Here is a 24,091-nt window from a genome sequence, read left to right as displayed (position 1 = left end):
CCCGCTTACTGGGTGTCGGCCAGCGCGGCATCGACCTCCACAGCCGTGGGGATCGAGGGCTGCGCGCCGGGCTTGAGACAGGCGAGGCTGCCGGCAGCGGCCGCGCGCCGGAGCGCCAGCTCGAAATCGAGGCCGGCATCGAGCCCGGTTGCGAGATAGCCGCAGAACGTGTCGCCCGCGCCGACCGTATCGACCGGCTTGATCGATAGCCCCTGCACGTGATGCATCCGGCCTTCGTGAAAGGCCATCACGCCATCGGCGCCAAGCGTCACGATGATCGTCTGGTCGCGGTCCCGGCTCATCGCCTGCATCGCATCCTCACGCTCGGCCGCAGACTGGTCCTTGGCACGGCAGAGCAACGCAAATTCCGTTTCATTGGCGATGACGATGCTGGCGAGCGGAGCGAGCGTGATTGCATCCTCCGTCAGGGGCGCGACATTGAGGATGCTGCGGATGCTCCTGTCGCGCGCCGCGTTCAGCGCCGCTTCGATCGCAGGCGCCGGTATTTCCATCTGCAGAAGCAGCGTATCGTCCTTGCCCATCCGGTCGACGGCCGCTTTTGCCGCATCCGCGCTAACTTCACCATTGGCACCGGCGACGACCACGATGACATTGTCGCCGTCTTCTGCACCGACCAGAATCGAGGCGATGCCGGTGGCGCCTTCGACGCGAGCCACCTTATCGAGATCGGCTCCCGCTTCGGCGAGAAGCGCGAGCGCCTCATCGGCAAAGCCATCCGCTCCAACGGCACCCACCATCGCCACATCGGCGCCGGCGCGGCGCGCGGCCAGCGCCTGGTTGGCGCCCTTGCCACCGGCTGCAGTGGCAAACGCAGTGCCCGCCAGCGTCTCGCCCGGTTTCGGCAATCGCGCGACATTGGCGATGAGGTCCATGTTGATGGAGCCGACGACGGTGATCATGCCCTGATTGTCTCCCCGCTTGAATGCGCCGGCCACTCTGCCTTTTTCGGCTGGGCCGGCAAGGGGGTGTCAGTCTTCTTCCACCACGCGCAGCCGCAACGACCCGGTGCGGCTCTCGACCGCCTGGGTCGGCTCGGCGGCTGGCTGAGCGGTGTCGGCACCGGGTGCCTCGAGTTCCAGTGCCTCGATCCGGGCTCCCCGCTTGGCGAGCTTGTCGGTCGAAGTGACGATCTGGTCGATGTCTTTCTGCGTCTGGCCGAAATGGGTCTGCAGGTTCCGCACGCGCTGATCGAGCCGCGTCAGATCCATCATCAGCTTTCCCACTTCGCCTTGGATGAGATGCGCCTGTTCGCGCATGCGCTGGTCACGCAGTATCGCCTGCACCACCTGGATCGACAGCATGAGCAGCGAGGGCGAGACGATGACAACGCGGGCACGGTGCGCGCGTTGGACGATCTCCTCGAAATTCTCGTGGATTTCGGCGAAGATCGATTCCGACGGCACGAAGAGAAACGCCGTGTCCTGCGTCTCGCCCTTGATCAAATATTTTTCCGAAATGGCTCGGATATGCACGTCCATGTCACGGCGAAACTGTTGCGCAGCCGGCTTCGCCGCTTCCGCATTCTCCGCCGCCCGGATGGCATGCCACGCTTCGAGCGGAAACTTGGCGTCGATCGCAAGCGAGGGCTGTCCATTCGGCATATGGATCAGGCAGTCGGGCCGCTGATTGTTGGAAAGCGTCGCTTGAAAAGTGTAGCTGCCCATCGGCAGCGCATCGGCGATAATGGTTTCCATGCGCGACTGGCCGAACGCACCGCGCGTCTGCTTGTTCGTGAGGATCGCCTGCAGCCCCACGACATCCTTGGCGAGCGACTGGATGTTGTTCTGCGCCGTGTCGATGACGGCAAGGCGCTCCTGAAGCTTCGTCAGGTTCTCGTGTGTCGAGCGCGTCTGCTCGGTGAGCGTCGTGCCGAGCCGCTGCGTCATGCCGTCCAGCCGCTGCTGGATCGACTGATTGAGTTCCGCCTGCCGTGCGCCGAAAAGCTCGGCCATGGTCGCCATGCGTCCCTGCATTTCCGACTGCGCCTTGAGGATCTCGGCAAGCCGCTGCTCGCTCTCCTCCGCCGCTTGCACGAGCTCGGCACGTTCGGTACGCCGGACGGCGGAGCGCCACATCCACAGGATGGCGAGAACCACCAGCAACGCAGCACCAGCCATGCCGAAGCTGACGGCGGTATCGCCGAGGGTGAAGAGAGGCTGCGCGAGGAGAGACAAGTCGACCATCCCCAAATCCTACACGGATTTCTGCTCCATGCCAGATCAAAACGTGAACAGGCTTAACGGTCTCGCGGTGACCTGCAAGCCCAGAGGCCTCGTTGCGCAAGCGGAAGATTGACGAGAAAGCCGGCGATGCTTAATTGCCGGGCATGACCATCAAGCCACTCGTCCTCCTTCCCGATCCCGTGCTGCGCCAGCACTCCGAGCCGCTCGAACGCGTCGATGGCGACGTGCGCCGGCTCGTCGATGATATGCTCGAGACCATGTATGATGCGCCGGGCATCGGCCTGGCCGCCATCCAGATCGGTGTGCCGCGCCGACTGCTGGTGATCGATGTCGCGAAGGAAGAGGAGGGCCGCCAGCCCCAGATTTTCATCAACCCGGAGATCCTGGCATCCTCGGATGAACGGTCGGTCTATGAAGAGGGCTGCCTCTCCATCCCCGACTATTATGCCGAGGTCGAGCGACCGGCACGGGTCACCGTGCGTCACCTGGACATCGACGGTCACGAGCGCACCGTCGAGGCCGATGGCCTTCTCGCCACTTGCCTCCAGCATGAACTCGACCATTTGAACGGCGTGCTCTTCATCGACCACATTTCGAAGCTGAAGCGCGATATGGTCGTGCGCAAATTCACCAAGCTCGCCAAGTCGCGGCCGGCCTCGGCGCTCTGAACTGGCCGGCAGGCGGCTGCGTCTGCGGAAAGAGATCCGATGCCGTTGAAGATCGTCTTCATGGGAACGCCGGAATTTGCGGTGCCGACGCTTGCCGCCTTGGCGCAGGACGGGCATCAGATCCTCGCCGTCTACACCCAGCCGCCACGGCCCGGTGGCCGTCGAGGCCTGGCTCCCGTCAAGTCGCCCGTGCACCAGCAGGCCGAACTCCTGGGCTTTGACGTGCGCACGCCGACAAGCCTGAAAAGCGCCGAGGAGCAGGCAGCTTTCGCTGCGCTGAAACCTGACGTCGCCGTCGTCGTCGCCTATGGGATGCTCTTGCCGCAGCCGATCCTCGATGCGCCCCATCACGGCTGCTTCAACGGCCATGCGTCGCTCCTGCCGCGCTGGCGCGGCGCGGCCCCCATTCACCGCGCGATCATGGCGGGCGACGCGGAAACTGGCATGATGGTGATGAAGATGGATGCCGGCCTCGACACCGGCCCCGTTGCCCTCACCGAGCGCGTGACGATCGATCCCGACATGACCACCGGCGAACTTCACGACCGCTTGATGGTGATCGGCGGCAGCCTGATGGCCCGCGCGATGAAGGCGCTGGAGGCCGGCACGCTGACCCTGACCCAGCAGCCAGAAGAGGGCGCGACCTATGCCCGCAAGATCGACAAGGCCGAAACGCGCATCGACTTTTCCAAACCGGCTGCGGAGGTCCACAACCACATACGCGGCCTTTCGCCCTTCCCAGGCGCGTGGTTCGAAGCGGAGTTCGCCGGCAAGCCCGAGCGCGTGAAGGTGCTGGCATCGCGCCTCGTAGAAGGCAGCGGCGCGCCCGGAACGGTGCTGGATGACGATTTGTCCATTGCCTGCGCGGACGGCGCGGTGCGCCTCGTGAAGCTGCAGCGTGCCGGCGGCAAGCCGCTGGCGGCGGACGACTTCCAGCGCGGCGGCCGCATCGTGAAGGGCACGGTCCTCTCCTGATGCCGCGCTACAAGCTGACCATCGAATATGACGGCTCGAGCTTCGTCGGCTGGCAGCGCCAGGACAATGGCCGCTCCGTGCAGGGCGCCATCGAGGCTGCGATCTTCGGCTTCAGCGGCGAGACGGTGACCGTAAAAGGCGCCGGCCGCACCGATGCGGGCGTCCATGCGCTCGGCCAGGTCGGCCACGTGGACCTGGCGCGCGACTGGCCGGTCGAGACCGTTCGCAACGCCGTCAACGCGCATCTGATCAAGGCCCGTGATGCCGTCGCGATCCTCGCCGTCGACCTGGTGACCGAAGAGTTCGATGCGCGCTTTTCGGCGCTGAAACGGCATTATGTCTACCGCATCGTCAACCGCGCGGCGCCGCTGACCGTACTTCGCGACCGCGCGTGGCGGGTGCCGCGCCATCTCGATGCCGACGCCATGCACGAGGCGGCGCAGCGCCTGGTCGGACGCCACGATTTCACGACCTTCCGCTCCGTCCAGTGTCAGGCGAAGAACCCGGTGCGCACGCTCGACCTGCTGGATGTATCGCGCAGCGGGGAGGTGATCGAGATCCACGCTTCGGCCCAGAGCTTCCTGCACAACCAGATCCGCTCTTTTGCAGGGTCCCTCAAGCTCGTGGGCGAAGGCCGCTGGAGCGCCGACACCATGACCGCCGCGCTGGAAGCGCGCGATCGCCAGAAATGTGGCCCTGTCGCACCGCCCGACGGGCTCTATTTCGCAAGCGTCGACTATTGAGCCCATCGCTGCTTTCAATCGAACTGCAGCACCTCTAGAACAGCGGACGGCCCGCTTCTCCAACAGCTCCGGAACCCTTCATGTCTTCCATCGACGTCCTGTGCATCGGCAATGCCATTGTCGACATCATCGCCCGCTGTGACGATGCGTTCCTCAACGACAATGCCATCATCAAGGGCGCGATGAACCTGATCGATGCCGAACGCGCCGAGACGCTCTACGACCGGATGGGTCCGGCTGTCGAAGCCTCCGGTGGCTCGGCCGGCAACACGGCAGCGGGCATCGCAAGTTTCGGCGGCAAGGCCGCCTTCTTCGGCAAGGTCGCCAAGGACCAGCTCGGCGCAATCTACGCGCACGACATCCGCGCTCAAGGCGTGCATTTCGAAACGGCACCGCTCGCTTCGCCCCCGCCGACGGCACGCTCCATGATCTTCGTCACGCCCGATGGCGAGCGCTCGATGAACACCTATCTCGGCGCCTGCGTCGAACTCGGACCGGACGACGTCGACGAGGCGGTCGTCGCATCCGCCAAGGTCACCTATTTCGAAGGCTATCTCTGGGATCCGCCCCGCGCCAAGGAAGCGATCCGCGAATGTGCCCGCATCGCTCATGCCAATGGCCGGGAGATGTCGATGACGCTTTCCGACCCATTTTGCGTGGATCGCTACCGGGCGGAATTCCTTGATCTGATGCGCTCGGGAACGGTCGACATCGTCTTCGCCAATGCCAGCGAGGCAAAATCGCTCTATGAGACCGAGAGCCTCGAAGAAGCTCTGGAACGCATTGCCAAGGATTGCCGCCTCGCGGTCGTCACCATGAGCGAAAAGGGCTCGATCGTCGTCACCGGCGACGAGCGCGTCATCGTCGAGCCCCTCGCCATCGAGGAACTGGTCGACACGACCGGCGCAGGCGATCTCTACGCCGCCGGCTTTCTTTACGGCTATACCCAGGGCCGCGACCTCGCCACCTGCGGCCGACTGGGCTCGCTCGCCGCCGGCCTCGTCATCCAGCAAATCGGCCCCCGCCCCCTGCAGTCGCTCCGCGACGAGGCGAAGGCGCACGGACTGGGATGAGGCGTTTGCTGATCTACATGATGTCTTCCGGCTTGCGGCCCGGGCGGGCTCGGTAGGGTTTGAAGGTCCAGCCGTTCTTCAGCGCGCCGCCGCGCACGATGAAGGCGACGATGACGCCTGAGAGCGTTGCGACGATCACCGGTAGCCCGGCTTCGGCCAGAAACGTGTAAGTCGCGGCTCCTGAGAGAGCGGCGGTGACATAGATTTCCGGGCGCATGAGGACGGAGGGCTCACCCGCGAGCATGTCGCGCAAAATGCCGCCGAAGGTGGATGTGAGCACGCCCATGACGATGGCGACCGTGGCTGACCCGGTCACGGCATAGCCTTTCGCGGCGCCCATAACGCAATAGGCGGAAAGCCCTATCGCATCGAGCCAGAGCAGAAGCTTGTAGCGCGACTCGAACAGGTGCGCGGTGAAGAAGACGGTGACGGCGACAAGCGCGCAGACCAGGATATAGGCCGGATCGGCCACCCAGAGCACAGGCACGTCGAGGATGAGATCGCGCAGCGTGCCGCCGCCGATGCCCGTCACGGCCGCCAGAAAGATAAAGCCGATGATATCGAGCTGCTTGCGCGAAGCCGCAAGCGCGCCGGTTGCCGCAAAGACCGCAACGCCGGCATAGTCGAGCAGGTCGATGATCGGCATTCAAGCGGTCCTGAAAACGTGAAAAGGCCGGACTGGCCGGCCTTTTCTATGGCCCGGATCCCGGGCGCGTCAATTGTAGCAGGTCTGGCCCTGAGGCTTACGCGTCCCGCTCGGCCTCGCCGTTCGGTGCGCCGGGTTCCGCACCGGCTTCCGGCTTCGGCTCCACAGGCTGCTTCGGGCCGCCCTTGGCGACTCCGACCATGGCCGGGCGCAGAACGCGTTCGCCGATCACGTAGCCATCCTGCACCACCTGCATGACGGTGTTGTTCGGCACGTCCGGGTTCGGGATTTCGAACATGGCCTGGTGGAAATTGGGATCGAAACGCTGGCCTTCCGGCTTCAGCTTTGCCACGCCGTGCCGTTCCAGCGCCGACAGCATCGCGCGTTCGGTCATCTCGACGCCTTCGACGAGCGCCTTGAAGCCGTCATCCCCGGCTTCGCGCGATTCCGCCGGAATGGCATCGAGCGCACGGCGCAGATTGTCGGAAACGGCAAGCATGTCGCGCGCGAAATTGGCGATCGAATAGGAACGCGCATCCTTCACGTCGCGCTCGGTGCGACGGCGCAGATTGTCCATGTCGGCGGCAAGGCGGAGGTAGCGATCCTTGAGATCGGCATTCTCGGCCTTCAGGCCGTCGACGAGGAGGGCGATCGCCTCGGAATTGTCCGGCGCGCCATCGTCATGCCCGGCGTGAGGCTCGTCGAACGCGGACTCGGCAGCCTTCACCGCTTCTTCCATGCGCTCGTTTGCGCCGTCCTGGTGGGTGGTTTCGGTCGTCTTCTTCGTGTCGTCGGTCATGACGCTCGTTTCATTCCCTGTCGGCCTGAAGTTGCACCGCTCCGGCTGCCAACGCGCGATTGCGTGACAAGCGACTTCGGTAACGGCGGCGAATTCTCTTGGGGCGCATATCGACGTTCGGGCGCCAAAAATCAAGGATGTCGTCGCCTTCAGCCTTTGGGCGAGCCATCTACGGCAAGGCTTTTCAGCCTGTAAAGCACCTCGAGCGCTTCCCTCGGGCTGAGCTCATCCGGATTGACGGCGGCGAGTTCAATCGCCAGACCCGATAAAGCCGACGGCAAGGCGGCGCTTTCCGGCTTCGTCTGCCGCATCGAGGCGGCAAAAAGCGGCAGGTCGTCGACGAGATTGGCGGCGGGGCTCTTGCGGTCGTTTTCTTCCAGCTGGGCAAGCACGTCGCGCGCCCTGGCAACGACACTGTCGGGCAGGCCTGCAAGCCGCGCCACCTGGATGCCATAGGACCGGTCCGCGGCACCCTGGCCGACCGAATGCAGGAAAATCACTTCGCCCTGCCATTCCTTCACCCGCATCGTCGCGTTGGAAAGCCGGGCGAGCCTTTCCGAAAGTGCCGTCAGCTCGTGATAATGCGTCGCGAAAAGCCCGCGGCAGCGGTTGGCTTCGTGCAGATATTCCACCGCTGCCCAGGCGATCGACAGCCCGTCGAAGGTCGCCGTGCCGCGGCCGATCTCGTCCAGGATGACCAGCGATCGCTCGCTTGCCTGATTGAGGATCGCGGCCGTCTCGACCATCTCGACCATGAAAGTGGAGCGCCCGCGCGCCAGATCGTCCGACGCGCCGACACGGCTGAACAGCCGGTCGATCACGCCGATGCGGGCAGCACCCGCCGGAACGAAGGAACCCATCTGCGCCATGACCGCAATCAGCGCATTCTGGCGCAGGAAGGTCGACTTACCGCCCATGTTGGGGCCGGTCAGAAGCCAGAGCGCGCCATGCTTTGCACCCTCCGGCGGCGACAGGTCGCAATCATTCGCAACGAACGGGTCGCTCGCCTGGCGCCTCAGCGCCTGCTCCACCACCGGGTGGCGGCCTGCCGTGATGGCGAAATCCATCGAGCGGTCGACGATCGGGCGGCAATAGCCCTGTTCTTCGGCGAGCGCGGCGAGCGCGCGCGCGACGTCCATGACGGAAATCGCATGCGCTGCTTCCCGGATGGGGTCGGCGCTGGCGACCACCTGTGCGGACAGCGTGTCGAAGATCGAGAGCTCAATCGCGATCGCCCAGCCGGCAGCATTGGCGATCTTCGATTCCAGATCCGCGAGTTCCGTCGTCGTGAACCGCATGGCATTCGCCATGGACTGGCGGTGAATGAAGCGCTCCCGGCCTTCGTCGCTTGTAAGCGGTCCGGCATTGCCGGCGGTCACCTCGATGTAATAGCCGAGCACGTTGTTGTGTCGGATCTTCAGTGACTTGACGCCGGTCTCCTCGCCGTAGCGCGCCTGCAGCGAGGCGATGACCCGGCGCGTGTCGTCGCGCAGTGCCCGCATCTCGTCGAGCTCGCCGTCGCGGCCGGGACGCACGAAGCCACCCTCGCGCCTGAGCAGCGGCAACTCGTCGTCGAGCGTCGCCTCGAGCTCGGCAATCAGCGAAAGCGGCAGGCGGCCGAGCGCGTCACGCGCCTCGGCAAGCTCCTCTGGCAGATCGCGCTCGGCAAGCATCTGGCCGATGGCGCGCGCGGTCGTGAGGCCTTGGCGGAGGCTTCCGAGATCGCGCGGTCCGCCACGGTTCAGCGCAATGCGCGACAGCGCGCGCGGCATGTCCGCCATTTGCTTGAGGTGATCGGTCAGGCCGTCGGCAAGGCGTGGCTCCGCCATCAGCCACGCGATCGCATCGAGACGGCGGTCGATGGCATCCGGGTCGGTCAAAGGCGCGGTCAGCCGTTCGGCGAGGAGACGGGCTCCACCGCCGGTGACGGTCCGGTCGATCGCCTTGAGGAGCGAGCCGTCACGGCTGCCGGAAAGCGTGCGCGTCAGTTCCAGATTGGCCCGCGTGGCAGGATCGATGAAGAGCGTCGATCCCGCTTCGTCGCGCTGCGGGCGCGAGAGGGGCGGTCGCTCGGCAAGCTGCGTCTTCTCGACATAGCCGATCGCCGCAGCCGCTGCGGAGAGTTCGGCGCGGGAGAAATTGCCGAAGCCCGAAAGCGTTGCGACGCCGAAAAACCGGGCGACACGGCCCTCAGCACTTGTCCCATCGAACAGCACCGCCGGCTGCGGCATGACGATGCGCCCGAGCACGTCCATCGCAGCGCGCATGTCCGGATCGTGGAACAGCGTGTCGGGCACCAGCACTTCGCGCGGATCGATGCGCAGAATGTCGGCGACGAGCCGCGAGGCATCCGTTTCCGCAACCCTGAAGACACCTGTCGAAATGTCGATCCAGGCAATCGCGAAGCCGCGATCGCCGGCCGATTTCAGCCGGGTGAGCGTCATCAGGTAATTGGGCTCGGCCGGATCGAGCAGGCGTTCTTCCGTCAGCGTGCCCGGCGTCACGAGCCGGGTAACGCCCCGCTGGACGACCGACTTGCCCCCGCGCTTCTTCGCCTCGGCCGGGTCTTCGATCTGCTCGCAGACGGCGACGCGGAAACCAAGGGCGATCAGCTTCTGCAGATAATCGTCGGCTGCATGCACGGGCACGCCGCACATGGGAATGTCTTCGCCCATGTGCTGGCCGCGCTTCGTCAGCGTGATGCCGAGCGCGCGCGCCGCCGAAACAGCGTCATCGAAAAAAAGTTCGTAGAAATCGCCCATCCGATAGAACAGCAGCGAATCCGGATTGGCGGCTTTGATTTCGATGAATTGCGCCATCATCGGCGTCGCCGACGACAGGCTTTCGGCCGAGATCAGGCGCTCGGCGGTCAACTCTGTCGACGAAGCGTTCTTCATGAGCACGCGGTCTGTCCGTCCTGTCGAATTGCGATTTCGCTTGGGATGTCTAGTGTGCGGGACCCGGGGGCGGAAAGCACGTTTGCACGAGCCCGCTCCACAGGAATAAAGATGTTTCAGAGTCGTCTCAAGAACGGCCTGCGACGAGAAGCGCCGAATAATCGGCGACGCGAAATGATGAGGAAACATGCCCATGGAAATGAAGCCGCGCAAGGCTGGCCGTTCGGCGTCCAGCATATCCGATCAGGAGGCGCTGGATTTTCACGCGCGGGGACGCCCCGGCAAGCTTGAGGTGACGCCGACCAAGGCGATGGCGACGCAGCGCGATCTCGCGCTCGCCTATTCGCCGGGTGTCGCCGTGCCGGTGAAGGCGATTGCCGAAGATCCCTCCCGCGCCTTCGACTACACGACGCGTGGCAACATGGTCGCCGTCATTTCAAACGGCACGGCCATTCTCGGCCTGGGCAATCTCGGCGCGCTGGCCTCCAAGCCCGTCATGGAAGGCAAGGCGGTGCTCTTCAAGCGCTTTGCCGACGTCGATTCCATCGACCTCGAAGTCGATACCGAGAATGTCGACGAATTCATCAACTGCGTGCGCTATCTCGGACCCTCCTTCGGCGGGATCAACCTGGAAGACATCCGGGCACCCGATTGCTTCATCATCGAGCAGCGCCTGCGCGAACTGATGGATATCCCGGTCTTCCATGACGACCAGCATGGCACGGCGATCATCGCCGCCGCCGGTCTGATCAACGCGCTGCACCTCACCGGCCGCGACGTGAAGACGACGAAGCTCGTCGTCAATGGTGCGGGTGCCGCCGCCATCGCCTGCGTGGAACTGATCAAGGCCATGGGCTTCACGCCCGGCAACGTCACGCTCTGCGACACCAAGGGCGTCATCCACAAGGACCGCACCGAGGGCCTCAACCAGTGGAAATCGGCGCATTCTATCGTCACCGAAGACCGCACGCTGGCCGATGCCCTGAAGGGCGCCGACGTCGTGTTCGGCCTCTCGGTGAAAGGCGCGCTCACGGAAGACATGATCCGCTCCATGGCGCCCAATCCCATCATCTTCGCCATGGCGAACCCGGATCCGGAAATCACGCCCGAAGAAGTCGCCGACATCCGCACCGATGCGATCATGGCAACGGGGCGTTCGGACTATCCCAACCAGGTCAACAACGTGCTTGGCTTCCCCTATATTTTCCGCGGTGCGCTCGACGTGCGTGCATCCACGATCAACGACGCGATGAAGATCGCGGCGGCCGAAGCGCTGGCGGCGCTTGCGCGGGAGGACGTGCCGGACGACGTGGCTGCCGCCTATTCCGGCAACAGACCGCGTTTCGGCCCGCAATACATCATCCCGGTTCCGTTCGATCCGCGCCTGATCTCCGCCATTCCGCTCGCCGTCGCCAAGGCCGCGATGGACTCCGGCGTTGCGCAAAAGCCGATCCTCAACATGGAGGCCTATGCCAACGAGTTGTCGGCGCGCCGCGATCCGATCGCGTCCACCCTGCAGCGCATCTATGAGCGCGTGCGGCGCCACCCGCGTCGAGTCGTCTTCGCCGAGGGCGAAGAAGAGCAGGTCATGCGCGCCGCCGTCTCCTATGTGAACCAGAAGCTCGGCACCGCGATCCTTCTCGGCCGCGACGAGCAGATGCAGGAAACTGCGCAGAAGGCCGGCATCGACCTCAACCGTCCGGGTATCGAGCTCATCAACGCCCGCCGGTCGCACCGCGTGAACGCCTATGTGGATTACCTCTACGGCCGACTTCAGCGGCAGGGTTACCTGCAGCGCGATTGCCAGCGCCTCATCAACAACGACCGCAACCATTTCGCCGCCTGCATGGTCGCGCTCGGCGATGCGGATGCGATGGTGACGGGCACGACGCGCAATTATTCGACGGCACTCGAGGACGTGCGCCGCGTGATCGACGTGAAGCCCGGCCACCGCGTTATCGGCGCGTCGCTCGCGCTTTGCCGCGGCCGCACCGTGCTGGTGGCCGATACGGCGGTCATCGACATGCCGACGTCGGAGGAACTGGCCGATATCGCCGAAGAGGCAGCCCGGCTTGCACGGCGCATGGGCTACGAGCCCCGCGTCGCGATGCTGGCCTATTCCACCTTCGGCCATCCGTCCGGCGAGCGCTCCGATCGCGTCAAGGAAGCGGTCCGCATCCTCGACAAGCGCCGCGTCGATTTCGAATATGATGGCGAAATGGCCGCCGACGTCGCGCTCAACCCGAAGATCATGGAGCAATATCCGTTCTGCAGGCTTTCCGGCACGGCGAACGTGCTCGTGATGCCGGCGTTCCACTCGGCTTCGATCTCGACGAAGATGCTGCAGGAACTCGGCGGTTCGACCGTGATCGGCCCGCTTCTGGTCGGCCTCGACAAATCCGTCCAGATCGCCTCGATGAGCGCCAAGGACACGGACCTCGTGAACCTCGCCGCCATTGCGGCCTTCAACGCGAGTTGATGGCCGCATGAATCGGGTGGCGGGCAAGCGGCCATCGTGGTGATATCCACCCCATGAAGTGGAGATGTCAGCCATGACGATTGCTGCCCGCCTGCAAACGGAGATCACGCCGAAGGGCACGGATTACGACACCGTGCGCGGCGTGATCGAACTGATTTCCAACGACTATCGCAGCCAGCCGACGTTGGAGACGATCGCCGCGGAGCTCGGCCAGTCGCCGACTCAATTGCAGAAGGTCTTCACCCGCTGGGCGGGGCTTTCGCCGAAAGCCTTCCTGCAGGCCGTGACGCTCGATCATGCCAAACGCCTGCTCGGTCGGGAGGGGCTGCCGCTGCTCGATGCGAGCTTCGAGGTCGGCTATTCGGGGCCCGGACGGCTGCACGATCTTTTCGTCACCCATGAAGCGATGTCGCCCGGTATTTGGAAGGCGAAGGGCGAGGGGCTGACGATCCGCTATGGCTACCATCCCTCGCCATTTGGCACCGCGCTGGTGATGATCACGGATCGGGGCTTGGCCGGCCTTGCCTTCGACGACCCGGGCGAACGCCGCGATGCCTTCGAGGACATGGCCTCGCGCTGGCCCCGGGCCACCTATGTCGAGGATGCAGCCGCAACGGCACTCTATGCCACCCGCATCTTCGATCCGGCGCGGTGGACGGCGGATGCGCCGCTGAATGTCGTGCTCATCGGATCGGACTTTCAGATCCGCGTCTGGCAGGCGCTGATGACGATCCCGCTCGCCAAGGCCGTCACCTATTCCGATATCGCGCGCGACATCGGCCAGCCGACCGCGTCGCGTGCCGTCGGCGCGGCTGTCGGGCGCAACCCCATCTCGTTCGTCGTGCCGTGCCATCGCGCGCTTGGAAAATCGGGCGATCTGACGGGCTATCACTGGGGCTTGACGCGCAAGCGGGCGATGCTCGGCTGGGAAACGGGGCAGACCGCCGCCTGATCGGCAAGCTGACCCGCCAGACACTGTCAGCATGTGCCAAGCGCGCTAGCTTCGTTTGCATGACGCCAGCCGCCGAACGCCCGCTCGATCCAGAAGAAATCGAAACGCTCTTTTCCCGCTTGTCCAAGGCGATGCCAGGACGCACGAAGAACGCCAAAGGTCCGAAGGGGCAGCCGGATGCGTTCCGTTCCTGCATCTCCTGCATGCTGTCGGCGCAGAGCCTCGATCGCAACACGGCTGCGGCCAGCAAGGCACTGTTTGCCAAGGCCCGCACGCCGCGATCGATCCTGAAGCTGCCCGAAGAGGACCTGATCGACGCGATCCGTCCGGCCGGCCTCTACAACATGAAAGCCCGCAACATCCGTCGTTTCTGCGAGGTGCTGCTCGAAGAGCATGACGGCGTCGTGCCCGACACGCGCGAGGGTCTTCTCAAGCTGCCCGGCATCGGGCGCAAATGCGCCGATATCGTCATGAGCTTCACCTTCGGCGCCGACGTGATCGCGGTCGACACCCATGTGCACCGCGTCTGCAACCGCACGGGCCTCGCATTAGGAAAGACCGAAGCGCAGACCGCGGCTCAACTTGAGGCGCGCGCGCCGGGCTGGGCCATGCGGGACGGGCATTTCTGGCTGATCCAGTTCGGTAAGCGGATCTGCACCTCGCGCGCGCCGCGCTGTGCCGATTGTGTCATTGTCGACATTTGCCAGTGGCCGGGCAAAGCGGTTCCGCGCTAAGGACGGTCAGATCATTTTGGCGGCGCTTTCCTTCGGACAGATGAGCATGAACCCTATCCTCAACACCGACAGCTACAAATACTCGCATTTCGCGCAGTATCCGCCGCAGACGGCCGCCATCTCTGCCTATATCGAAGCGCGCTCCGGCGGTGCCTACGACCATGTGCTGTTCTTCGGGTTGCAGATGTTCCTGAAGGACTATCTGTCCCGCCGCGTGACGCGCGAGGATGTGGAGGAGGCCGCAGACATCGTGACCGCGCACGGCCTGCCATTTCACCGCGAAGGCTGGGAACTGCTTGTCGAACGGCACGGCGGTGCCATGCCGGTGATGATCGAGGCGCTGCCGGAAGGCATGGTGGTGCCGACAGGTACACCGCTTGTCCAGATCCGCAACACGGACCCGGATTTCTTCTGGCTGCCGACATTCCTGGAAACAGCCCTTCTGCGCGCGGTCTGGTATCCGTCCACCGTCGCCACCGTGTCCCATTCGGTGCGCGGCATGATCAAGGCATCGCTGGAGCGGACCTGCGAGACGCCGGACGAAGTGCTGCCCTTCCGCCTGCACGACTTCGGCGCGCGCGGCGCGACGTCGGCCGAACAGGCGGGCATCGGTGGGGCGGCGCACCTCGTCAGCTTCCTCGGCACCGACACGGTCGCCGGCGTCGTCTATGCCCGCCGCTTCTACCACGAGAAGATGGCCGGCTTCTCCATCCCGGCGGCAGAGCATTCCACCATGACCAGCTGGGGCGAAGAACGCGAAACGGATGCCTACCGCAACATGCTCGTGCAGTTCGGCGGTAAGGGCAAGCTCGTCGCCGTCGTCTCCGACAGCTACGATCTCTACCGCGCCGTTAAGAAGATCTGGGGCGGAGAATTGCGCGCCGAGGTCGAGGCGAGCGGGGGCACGCTGGTAGTCAGGCCCGATTCCGGCGACGCGGCGCGGGTGCCGATCGACACGATCGAGATGCTCGGCGAAATCTTCGGCCACTCCGTCAACGCCAAGGGCTACAAGGTTCTCAATCCCGCGGTGCGCGTCATACAGGGCGACGGCATATCACCCGACATGATCCGCCGACTGCTGACAGGGCTCGAAGATCGCGGCTGGTCGTCGGAAAACCTTGCCTTCGGCATGGGCGGCGGCCTCTTGCAGAAGGTCAATCGCGACACGCTCCGCTTCGCCATGAAGGCCAATTCCCGCCAGGACAGCGAAGGCCAGTGGCACGGCATTGCCAAGGACCCGAAGACCGACCCCGGCAAGGCCTCCAAGCGCTACCGCCAGGCCGTCATCCTGAAGAACGGCCGACCCGAGGCGGTGCCGCTCAAGGATTTGAACGGAGACGTGAACCTCATGGAACCCGTCTGGCAGGACGGCAAATTGCTGAAGGACTGGACCTTTGCCGACATCCGGGCCCGCGCGACCGCATCCTGAAGCGCAACTAGGAACTTGTCAGTAGGACGCCGGCATGGTGCGCGCCACGCGTTCGCTGCGATAGAAGATGTGGAGGCCGATCTGGCCAACGCGCTTCTTCGCGCGTGCCCATCGCGGCCGCACATAGGTGGCGTGGTAATGCGTCGCCGATTTGAGCCCCCGGCTGAGCCGCTCGATTTCCGGTGAAGCCGCCCGTCGGGCGCAGCCGCCGATGCAGAGGATTCCGTTTGCGAGCCTGACCGCTGATCGCCAGGACTTTGCGTCCCGCGGCCGATCGCTGACCCCGTCGCAGGCGAAGGAAAACTGACAGCGATTCTTCATGTGCCGGTTCTCGTAAACGACCCCGCAGATCGTGTCCGGATAGACCTTGGCGCGTACCCGGTTGAGGATCACCTGGGCAACCGCAATGCGGCCGAGTTCCGTTTCTCCACGCGCTTCATGGTAAAGCGCCTGTGCCAGGCAATCACGTTGCTGCCGGTCGATTGGAACGCCGCGCAGATGTTCGGGTGTGCGGATGTCGAGATAGCGGGGAATGTAGTCTGCGGTGCTGGCATGGGCCGTCATGGGGACGAGCATCAGCGCTGCCGCGAGTGCCGCAGCCTGAAGCAGTCCCTGACGGAGAATGCCGGCAACGCGCCCTGTCCGGTAGCGCATCGCTCGTCTCCTGATGTGATTGACGAGGCGTTAACGAAAGGGCGCTGCCGGCTATTCCGCGAAAATCGGACGCGCGGCGCCTATGTTGCGCATCGGCAACAGCGATGCGGCAGCGCTGGTCGATGACAAGCGCGCGGCCTGCCTGTATGGCTCCAGCACCAGTCAGCCATCACGCAAGGAAAGAACCATGATGCGCTTCGGAATTCTCTCGACGGCCAAGATCGCGCGCGAACACGTGATCCCGGCGCTCCTGGACGCGGGCAATTGCGTCGTCACGGCCATCGGGAGCCGCGACCTGGAGCGCGGGCGTGAGACGGCGCAACGTTTTGGGATCTCCGAAGTGCACGGCAGTTATGATGCGCTTCTCGCCTCGCCGAACGTCGACGCGGTCTATATTCCGCTGCCGACGAGCCAGCATGTCGAATGGGCCGTGCGCGCCGCAGAGGCCGGCAAGCATGTGCTGGTGGAAAAGCCGCTGGCGCTGAAGGCCGAGCAGATCGACGAGGTGATCGCCGCGCGCGACAAGGCCGGCGTCGTCGTCTCTGAGGCCTTCATGGTCTTCTACCATCCCCAGTGGCGCAAGGTGCGCGAACTGATCGCCGGCGGCGCGATCGGCAAGCTGCGGCGCATCGACGGCGCCTTTACCTATGCCAACCGGGACCCCGGCAATATGCGCAACCAGCTGGCACTCGGCGGCGGGGCGCTCGCCGATATCGGCGTTTATCCCGTCATCACGGCAAGGTTTGCGACCGGCATGGAGCCGCAGCGCGTGCGTGCCACGGTCGAACGCGATCCGGATTTCGGCACCGACCGTTATGCCAGCGCGGTCGTCGACTTCGGCGATTTCGAGATGGGGTTCTACTGCTCCACCCAGATGGCGCTGCGCCAGGCAATGGTCTTCCACGGAGATCAGGGCACGATCGAAGTGGCTGCGCCCTTCAATGCGGGTGAGTACGATTTGGCCAGCGTCACGCTGCACTCGGTGAAGCGCGACCGTTCGGAGGTTTTCCGCTTCTCCGGCGTGCGCCAGTATCGCCTCCAGGCCGAAGCCTTTGCCGAGAAGATCGCCGGCGGCGATGTCGACCTGTTCGAACTGGAGGCGTCGCGCGCCAATCAGAAGGTGATCGATGCGATCTTCAGGGCAGGCGAGCACGAAGGCTGGGAAACTATCTGACAGGCGGAGTCAGGGCCGCCGGAAGACGAGCTTCTGATAGCCGACATAGGAAAAGAGCGCTGCCGCGGCCGAGGCCGCGACAAGCGCGGCCAGCGGCATGAGCCGCGGGAAGGCAAGAAGAAGCCCCGCATAGATGAGGTAGTTGAGCCCGGCCGAGCTCAAGCCCACGCCGCCATAGCGCAGACCTTCGGCAGCCACCGAGCGATCGCTCTTGCCGAAGGTCACCGCGCGGTTGAGCACATAGGTCACCAGCAGGGCCGTTCCGATCGAGACGATGCGCGCGATCAGTGGATCCAGCCCGACATGCAGGCCAGATGCGAGAACGCCTGCATCGACGGCGAAGCCGATGGCACCCACCATGCCGAAGGCAAGCACGCGCCGCATCAGGCGACTTTGCGTGTGGATTTGGTCTTGGCGGCAGGTTGCGCGTCCGTGCGCTCGGCCGTTGGCGCAAAGCCGGGTTTCAAAGTCAGATAGTACACGCGTTTCTGCTCGGCGCGCCCGCGCGCAACCGAATCCAGGATGACCCCGGACACGAAGGCGACGAGCGCCATGAGGCTGAGCGCGACTGCCAGAACCCAGGTCGGCAACCGGTCGACGAGCCCCGTGCGAAAATACTCGATCAGCACCGGGACCATGAAGCCGAGCGAGACCACCGCGAAGCCAAGCGCGATCGAACCGAAGAAGGTGAAGGGCCGCGTTTCCTTCATCAGAAGCGCCAGCATCCACAGGATGCGACCGCCATCGCGGAACGTGCCGAGCTTGCTGTGCGATCCTTCCGGACGCCGCCCGTAGACGACGGGGATTTCGGCCACGGGCAGCTTGAGCTGCGATGCATGGACCGACATTTCCGTTTCGATCTCGAAGCCTGCGGAAAGTGCCGGAAAGCTCTTCGCGAAGCGTCGCGAAAACGCGCGGTAGCCGGAGAAGATGTCGGTGAAATCGCGCCCGAACAGACGCCGGTAGATGCTGTTGAAGATCCGGTTGCCGAATGCGTGACCCTTGCGGCCGGCGTCGCGCGTCACGTCCTTGCGGGTCGCGACGACCATGTCTGCCCGTTCGCTGATCAGGGTCAGCACGAGTTCCGGCGCATCGTCGGCGGGATAGGTGCCGTCGCCATCGGCCATGACGTAGATGTCGGCGTCGATGTCGGCGAACATGCGGCGTACGACATGGCCCTTGCCCTGCCGGCGCTCGCGCACGACGGTCGCACCGGCAAGCTTGGCCAGCATCGCGGTGCGGTCGGATGAATTGTTGTCGTAGACGTAGATCCGCGCATCCGGCAGCACCCGCCGAAAATCGGCAACGACGGAAGAGATCGTCGCCTCCTCGTTGTAGCAAGGAATGAGGACGGCGATGTCGTAGGCCTGCATCTTCTGTCCATCCTCAAGCGTTGGACGTTTTGGCCGGCTGCTCCGGGCGCTTTACTATTTCTTGGGAAGGTTAAGGCTAGGTTGCAGCCCGAGAAGTTCTTTGTTTTGCGGGCGCGGGGTAAGGCAACATGGCGGCTGGGACAGCGGATGGCGTCGCCGAGCGGGCGGTCCCGAAAACAGATACCCCGATAACCTCCCGCGTCGGGATTTTCTGGCCGACGCTTGCCACCTTCGTGATGGCCTTTGCGGTGCTCGTCGCGCGACGCTTCGATGACGGCGACTATGTCGGCGCCGACAATGACGACGTCATGCGCCTCGTCCAGGTGCGCGATCTGCTTGCCGGACAGGGCTGGTTCGACTTCACCCAATACAGGCTCGGACTTGAAGCGGGCACCGAGATGCACTGGTCACGACTGGTGGATCTGCCCATCGCCAACCTGATCACGCTCTTCCAGGCGATCGTGCCGGGCGCGACCGGCGAGGCGCTTGCGCTTGCGCTATGGCCTGCGCTGCTGCTTCTCGCGCTTCTCTCCGCGCTTGCGCTTTCGTTTCGCAGCGAGGGGCCGCACGCCGTCGTGGCAGTACTGTTTCTCGGTGCCATGTACACGGTCGGCATAAACCGGTTCTCGCCGGGCGCGATCGATCACCATAATGTCCAGCTCGTCCTCCTGGCAGCAATGGCAGGCGGCCTGCTGCAGCGCGAGCCAAGCAGGGCGGCGTTTGCCGTGGCCGGCGCGGCCGGCGCGTTGGCGCTCAGCATCGGTGCCGAAACCATGCCGATCGTGGCGGCTGCGTGCCTTGCGGTTGCTTTCGTCTGGCTTGCGCTTGGCGAAAGGGCGCGGCCAGGCGTTGAGGGTTTCACGCTCGCCTTCGTCGCGACGCTGACCGCGACCTTCCTTGCCACTGTGCCGCCGGGCGCCCGCATGGTCGCCTATTGCGATGCCTACTCGGCCGGTTTCTACCTGCCAGGCGTCGTCGGCGCCGGGGCTTTGTTCGCTGCGGCAGCGCTGGGGCGTCGGCAAGAACTGCCTGGGCGTTTCATGATGCTGGCCGGGGTCGGAGCGCTGACGGGGGCTGCAGCGCTTGCATTCGCGCCCCAATGCTTCGCCAATCCACTTGCCGGGCTCGACCCGATGCTGCGCGAATTGTGGCTGGAGAAGGTGACGGAAGCGCAATCCTTGATGGATCTCGCCAGAAGCACACCGGAGGCGCTGATCAGCAACTATCTGCTGTCGCTCGCAGCGCTTGCGCTTTGCCTTTACGCAGCCTGGACCGGCAATCGCCGTCGCCAGGCGCTGACGCTTGCTCTGCTGCTGGCCACCGCGCTGCTCGTCGCATCCGTCCAGGTGCGCGGCGCCGTCTTCGGCAATCTCTTCGCGATCTTTGCGTTCGTGCCGGTGGTCGCGGCACTGCGTGCCCGGATGCATGTCGAACCCGGCAATTGGCGCCGCGCACTGGCTTTCTGCGCGGCGGTGATCGCCCTGACACCGACCTCCTGGGCGATCGCCGGGCATCTGGCCTTCAGCGAAGAGACTGCGAATGCGGCCGATGTGCCTTCCCCGACTGCGCGGTCCTGCCAGACGGCGGAGGCGCTGGCCCCGTTGCGCGGCTTGGCCCCGACCACCGTGTCCTCCGTCTCCAATCTCGGCGCGTCGATCCTGCGCTTTACGGGCCATCGCGTGCTATCGGCGCCCTATCACCGCAATCAGGGCGGTATGCTCACGCAACTCCATCTTGCGATGGAGCCGCCCGAAAGCGCGCGTGCCTTCATGCAGGGAGCGGGCGTCGGGATCCTCGTCTATTGCCCAGGCGATCCGGAAACGCGGATGCTCGCCCGTCGCGCACCGGACGGGCTCTATGCCGCGATCGGAGAGGGCCGCGTGCCGTCCTATCTCGAGCCCGTGCCGAGCGTCGGCGACATATCGATCTTCCGGGTTCGCTGAGCGCGAAGCCGACACGATTCCCTCGAATCGCAATCTTCGCTACCGTCACTCGCGAAACGCGGGAGTGAAGCCTTGGCTCGATCGAGATTGTTTAAGCGCGCGAGCGTCTGGGGAGCTGTTGTCATCGCCTTGCTGGCGGCCGAGCTTCCGGCCACCGCGCAGGATGCCAAGGAGCTTTTCGGCGCCCGTACCTTGCCGGCCGCGACGGCGCCGGCACCGATCGGCTTTTATTCCAAGGGCTGCCTCGCCGGCGGCATCGCCATACCCACAGACGGGCCGACCTGGCAGGCCATGCGCCTTTCCCGCAATCGCCGCTGGGGCCATCCCGACATGATCGCGCTCCTCGATCGTCTGTCGCGTGAAGCGGCGGCGCAGGATGGTTGGCCGGGACTTCTCGTCGGCGATATCTCCCAGCCCCGTGGCGGTCCCATGCTGTCCGGCCACGCATCGCACCAGATCGGCCTCGATGCCGACATCTGGCTGACGCCGATGCCGAACCGACGTCTGACGGCGCAGGAGCGCGAGGACACAGAAGCGCCCTCCGTGCTGGCCGATGGCTCGTTGCAGGTCGACCCCAACCGCTGGTCCGAAGCCCATGGCCGGTTGATCATGCGGGCGGCGAGCTATCCCCAGGTAGAGCGCATCTTCGTTCATCCCGGCATCAAGCAGAAGCTTTGCGACAGCTATTCCGGTGATCGATCGAACCTCGGCAAGGTCCGGCCAGCCTATGGCCACCATTACCATTTCCACATCCGCATGAAGTGCCCGCCCGGTTCATCCGGCTGCACGGCGCAGCAGCCCGTGGCGGCTGGCTCGGGCTGTGACGCGTCGCTCGCATGGTGGTTCACCGAGGAGCCATGGGCCCAGCCGGACGATCCGCCGCCCGCACCGCCCAAGCCGCGGATCACGCCGCTTTCCGATCTGCCGCGCGCCTGCGCCCAGGTGCTCGATGCGGCGGCTCCGGCATCGGAAGCGGCCGTCACCTACGCGAGCGGGACGCAAGCCGCCATGCCGAGTTCTGCAACAGGCTTCGCACCGGTTCCGATCCCCACGCCACGGCCTTTTCAATAAGCGGGAAACAGCGCTGCGACTTCCAATGATCGAGCGGCTTCGCTATACGTTCCGATATCAAATCGATTTAATCGGTGGGGCGACAGGCGGTGTCGACTGGGCGGAAGACGGTAGCGCTGATTGCGCATGACAAGATGAAGGACGAGATGGTCGCGTTCGCGGCCGCTCACGCCGCCGACTTGAAGGGCCTGCGGATTGCTTCGACGGAAACGACCGGCGGTCGTGTGCTCGAAGCGGTGCCTGACTTGGAACTCGTTCGGTTGAAAAGCGGTCCTCTGGGCGGCGATCAGCAGATCGGCGCGCTCATCGCAACAGGGAAGATCGACATGATGATCTTCTTCGTCGATCCACTAACGCCTATGCCGCACGACGTCGATGTGAAAGCGCTGATGCGCCTTGCCATCGTCTATGACATACCGATGGCGCTCAACCGCGCGACAGCCGAGATATTGTTGCGCCGCTGAACGGTGCGACCCATAGTGAAAATTGCAGACAGGAAGCGACGATGGCGCAGCACGACAATGAGCCGAACTTTCCTTTTCCGATCCTGATCGGGGATATCGGCGGCACCAATGCCCGCTTCGCCATCCTGGTGGACGCCCACTCTGAGCCAAAGGCCTTCCCGAATGTCGCGACTGCCGATTTCGCGACCATCGACGAGGCGATCCAGACGAGTGTGCTCGACAAGACGAGCCTGCAGCCGCGCAGCGCCATCCTTGCCGTCGCCGGCCCGGTCGATGGCGACGAGATCGATCTGACCAACTGTCCCTGGGTCGTGCGCCCCAAGCAGATGATTGCCGAGCTCGGGTTCAACGAGGTGGTGGTCGTCAACGACTTCGCCGCTCAGGCACTCGCCGTCGCGTCGCTCGATGAGAGCCATCGGCACCAGATCGGCAAAGGCCGCATCGAGCCGCATGCGTCACGCATCGTGCTCGGACCCGGCACGGGTCTTGGCGTCGCCGGCCTCGTCTATGCACAGCGCCGGTGGATCCCGGTGCCGGGCGAGGGTGGCCATATCGACATGGGGCCGCGCTCCAAGCGCGATTTCGAGATTTTTCCGCATCTGGAGCAGATCGACGGTCGTATCTCGGCCGAGCAGCTCCTGTGCGGCCGCGGGATCGTGAATATCTATCGGGCGATCTGCGCGGCCGACGGGCGGGATGCCTCTCTCTCCACACCGGCCGACATCACCACCGCCGGTCTTGCTGGCGAGGAACCTGCCGCCGAGACGCTACGGCTCTTTGCGACCTATCTCGGCCGTTGCGCTGGCGACCTAGCGCTGATCTTCATGGCGCAGGGCGGTGTCTATCTGGCCGGCGGCATCTCGCAGAAGGTCATCAAGGCGCTCGAGGGACCGGAGTTCCGCGCCGCCTTCGAAGACAAGGCTCCGCATCAGGGGCTTCTGTGTGCGATGCCGACATTCGTCATGACGCATCCGCTCGCGGCGCTCTCGGGTCTTGCCGCCTATGCGCGCACGCCGGGACTTTTCGGCATCGCGATCGAAGGCCGCCACTGGAAGCGCGGCGGTCTTTGAAGCCAGCGTACGCGGTGAACGCCGGGGTTAGGCCCGGCGGAACCTCAAATAGCAGGGTTTGCGCCCTTCGCGGATCGCCTTCTCCTCGTACCGCGTGCCTGGCCAGCCGGCATAGGGTGTGTGCCAGTCGGTCGGGCGCGTCGCCAGCCATTCGAACGCCGGATGAAGGTCGCAATGGCCGAGCGTCCAGTCGACATAGGTGTCGATGTCGGACGCGAAGTTGAAGGCCCCGCCGGGCTTCAGCACCCGGGCGAAGCGGTCGAGATTGCCCGGATTGACGAAGCGCCGCTTGAAGTGACGCGGCTTCGGCCACGGGTCCGGATAAAGCAGGTCGATGTGGTCGATCGAGGCATCCGGCAGCCAGTCCAGCACCCGCGTCGCATCGTCTTCATAGACCCGGATGCGGTCGCCGGGGGTCTCCGCCACGGCGCGCAGAAATTTTGCCATGCCGTTGACGAAGGGCTCGACACCGATGAAGCCCGTGCGCGGGTTTTCCTCGATGCGATGCAGGAGATGCTCGCCGCCGCCAAACCCGATTTCCAGCCGCACGAGGTCGACATGCGCCGCAAACAGCGTCTTCAGGTCGGATGGCGGCGCAGTGTCGAGATCGAGACGCAGACGCGGGAGGAGGTCGCGCATCCGCTCGCTCTGCAGCTCGGTCAGAGGCTTCCCGCGGCGGCGGCCGAAAAAGGCCTCCGTCGATCGTTCACGTCTTGGTTCCGTCATGGAAAGCGCCGGGATGC

21 protein-coding genes and 1 pseudogene are annotated in these 24,091 nt (G+C 64.7%); 13 read left to right on the top strand and 9 right to left on the bottom strand.

Going from position 1 to position 24,091, the window contains the following annotated elements; translation table 11 throughout:
* Positions 1-5 precede the first annotated feature (5 nt).
* Positions 6-920: a ribokinase gene (locus tag PU133_RS00390; RefSeq protein WP_126006585.1), complete on the bottom strand. Its 915-nt coding sequence runs from the start codon at positions 918-920 to the stop codon at positions 6-8.
* 69 nt (positions 921-989) lie between these two features.
* A complete protein-coding gene (locus tag PU133_RS00385; RefSeq protein ID WP_404863054.1) occupies positions 990-2,204 on the bottom strand; it encodes a DNA recombination protein RmuC in 1,215 nt (404 codons plus the stop codon).
* Positions 2,205-2,347: 143 nt separating this feature from the next.
* Between PU133_RS00385 and def the strand changes: the two genes are divergently transcribed.
* The 4 genes from def to PU133_RS00365 all read left to right on the top strand — a co-directional run bounded on the left by def (position 2,348) and on the right by PU133_RS00365 (position 5,663).
* Positions 2,348-2,872, top strand: a complete 525-nt coding sequence (gene def, locus PU133_RS00380) for a peptide deformylase (RefSeq protein WP_404863053.1) — start codon at positions 2,348-2,350, stop codon at positions 2,870-2,872.
* A gap of 39 nt (positions 2,873-2,911) precedes the next feature.
* Positions 2,912-3,847 (top strand): methionyl-tRNA formyltransferase, encoded by a 936-nt coding sequence (gene fmt / locus PU133_RS00375; RefSeq protein WP_404863052.1) that lies wholly within the window; start codon positions 2,912-2,914, stop codon positions 3,845-3,847.
* Positions 3,847-4,590 (top strand): tRNA pseudouridine(38-40) synthase TruA, encoded by a 744-nt coding sequence (gene truA, locus PU133_RS00370; RefSeq protein ID WP_404863051.1) that lies wholly within the window; start codon positions 3,847-3,849, stop codon positions 4,588-4,590. The genes fmt and truA overlap by 1 nt, the downstream gene beginning before the upstream one ends.
* 80 nt (positions 4,591-4,670) lie before the next feature.
* A complete protein-coding gene (locus PU133_RS00365) occupies positions 4,671-5,663 on the top strand; it encodes an adenosine kinase (protein ID WP_404863050.1) in 993 nt (330 codons plus the stop codon).
* 13 nt (positions 5,664-5,676) lie between these two features.
* Here PU133_RS00365 and PU133_RS00360 read toward each other — a convergent pair whose 3' ends face one another.
* The 3 genes from PU133_RS00360 to mutS form a co-directional block, all read right to left on the bottom strand.
* Positions 5,677-6,309: a trimeric intracellular cation channel family protein gene (locus PU133_RS00360; RefSeq protein ID WP_404863049.1), complete on the bottom strand. Its 633-nt coding sequence runs from the start codon at positions 6,307-6,309 to the stop codon at positions 5,677-5,679.
* Positions 6,310-6,406: 97 nt separating this feature from the next.
* A complete protein-coding gene (gene grpE / locus PU133_RS00355) occupies positions 6,407-7,108 on the bottom strand; it encodes a nucleotide exchange factor GrpE (RefSeq protein WP_404863048.1) in 702 nt (233 codons plus the stop codon).
* Positions 7,109-7,257: 149 nt separating this feature from the next.
* Positions 7,258-10,005 (bottom strand): DNA mismatch repair protein MutS, encoded by a 2,748-nt coding sequence (gene mutS, locus PU133_RS00350; protein ID WP_404864602.1) that lies wholly within the window; start codon positions 10,003-10,005, stop codon positions 7,258-7,260.
* Positions 10,006-10,204: 199 nt separating this feature from the next.
* Between mutS and PU133_RS00345 the strand changes: the two genes are divergently transcribed.
* The 4 genes from PU133_RS00345 to PU133_RS00330 all read left to right on the top strand — a co-directional run bounded on the left by PU133_RS00345 (position 10,205) and on the right by PU133_RS00330 (position 15,599).
* A complete protein-coding gene (locus tag PU133_RS00345; RefSeq protein ID WP_404864601.1) occupies positions 10,205-12,484 on the top strand; it encodes an NADP-dependent malic enzyme in 2,280 nt (759 codons plus the stop codon).
* Between the two features lie 73 nt (positions 12,485-12,557).
* A complete protein-coding gene (locus PU133_RS00340) occupies positions 12,558-13,436 on the top strand; it encodes a methylated-DNA--[protein]-cysteine S-methyltransferase (protein WP_404863047.1) in 879 nt (292 codons plus the stop codon).
* A gap of 59 nt (positions 13,437-13,495) precedes the next feature.
* Positions 13,496-14,170: an endonuclease III domain-containing protein gene (nth, locus tag PU133_RS00335; protein ID WP_404863046.1), complete on the top strand. Its 675-nt coding sequence runs from the start codon at positions 13,496-13,498 to the stop codon at positions 14,168-14,170.
* Between the two features lie 46 nt (positions 14,171-14,216).
* Positions 14,217-15,599: a nicotinate phosphoribosyltransferase gene (locus PU133_RS00330; RefSeq protein WP_404863045.1), complete on the top strand. Its 1,383-nt coding sequence runs from the start codon at positions 14,217-14,219 to the stop codon at positions 15,597-15,599.
* 18 nt (positions 15,600-15,617) lie between these two features.
* On the opposite strand, the pseudogene PU133_RS00325 reads toward PU133_RS00330, so the two are convergent.
* A pseudogene (locus tag PU133_RS00325) lies at positions 15,618-16,064 on the bottom strand (cell wall hydrolase); the annotation flags it as partial.
* A 376-nt stretch (positions 16,065-16,440) separates the two neighbouring features.
* On the opposite strand from PU133_RS00325, the gene PU133_RS00320 reads away from it, so the two are divergent.
* Positions 16,441-17,427, top strand: a complete 987-nt coding sequence (locus PU133_RS00320) for a Gfo/Idh/MocA family protein (protein ID WP_404863044.1) — start codon at positions 16,441-16,443, stop codon at positions 17,425-17,427.
* Positions 17,428-17,436: 9 nt separating this feature from the next.
* Here the strand turns inward: PU133_RS00320 and PU133_RS00315 are convergent, their stop codons facing one another.
* Positions 17,437-17,811, bottom strand: a complete 375-nt coding sequence (locus PU133_RS00315; protein ID WP_404863043.1) for a GtrA family protein — start codon at positions 17,809-17,811, stop codon at positions 17,437-17,439.
* On the bottom strand, positions 17,811-18,800 hold the full coding sequence (locus PU133_RS00310; protein WP_404863042.1) for a glycosyltransferase: 990 nt from the start codon (positions 18,798-18,800) through the stop codon (positions 17,811-17,813). The genes PU133_RS00315 and PU133_RS00310 overlap by 1 nt, the downstream gene beginning before the upstream one ends.
* A 128-nt stretch (positions 18,801-18,928) precedes the next feature.
* On the opposite strand from PU133_RS00310, the gene PU133_RS00305 reads away from it, so the two are divergent.
* The 4 genes from PU133_RS00305 (at position 18,929) to PU133_RS00290 (ending at position 23,348) form a co-directional block, all read left to right on the top strand.
* Entirely contained in the window at positions 18,929-20,743 is a 1,815-nt protein-coding gene (locus tag PU133_RS00305) for a hypothetical protein (RefSeq protein ID WP_404863041.1), read from the top strand.
* A 72-nt stretch (positions 20,744-20,815) separates the two neighbouring features.
* Complete coding sequence (gene mepA, locus PU133_RS00300; protein ID WP_404863040.1) at positions 20,816-21,814, top strand: penicillin-insensitive murein endopeptidase; 999 nt, start codon at positions 20,816-20,818, stop codon at positions 21,812-21,814.
* Positions 21,815-21,948: 134 nt separating this feature from the next.
* Entirely contained in the window at positions 21,949-22,278 is a 330-nt protein-coding gene (locus PU133_RS00295) for a methylglyoxal synthase (protein WP_404864600.1), read from the top strand.
* Positions 22,279-22,319: 41 nt separating this feature from the next.
* Complete coding sequence (locus tag PU133_RS00290; RefSeq protein WP_404863039.1) at positions 22,320-23,348, top strand: glucokinase; 1,029 nt, start codon at positions 22,320-22,322, stop codon at positions 23,346-23,348.
* Between the two features lie 27 nt (positions 23,349-23,375).
* Here PU133_RS00290 and PU133_RS00285 read toward each other — a convergent pair whose 3' ends face one another.
* On the bottom strand, positions 23,376-24,074 hold the full coding sequence (locus tag PU133_RS00285; RefSeq protein ID WP_404863038.1) for a tRNA (guanine(46)-N(7))-methyltransferase TrmB: 699 nt from the start codon (positions 24,072-24,074) through the stop codon (positions 23,376-23,378).
* Positions 24,075-24,091 lie beyond the last annotated feature (17 nt).

The sequence above is a fragment of the Georhizobium sp. MAB10 genome, assembly GCF_045012825.1.
Classification (GTDB): Bacteria; Pseudomonadota; Alphaproteobacteria; order Rhizobiales; family Rhizobiaceae; genus Georhizobium; species Georhizobium profundi.
The sequence above is the reverse complement of the archived record's forward strand: the minus strand, read 5'-3'. Positions and strand labels throughout refer to the sequence as shown.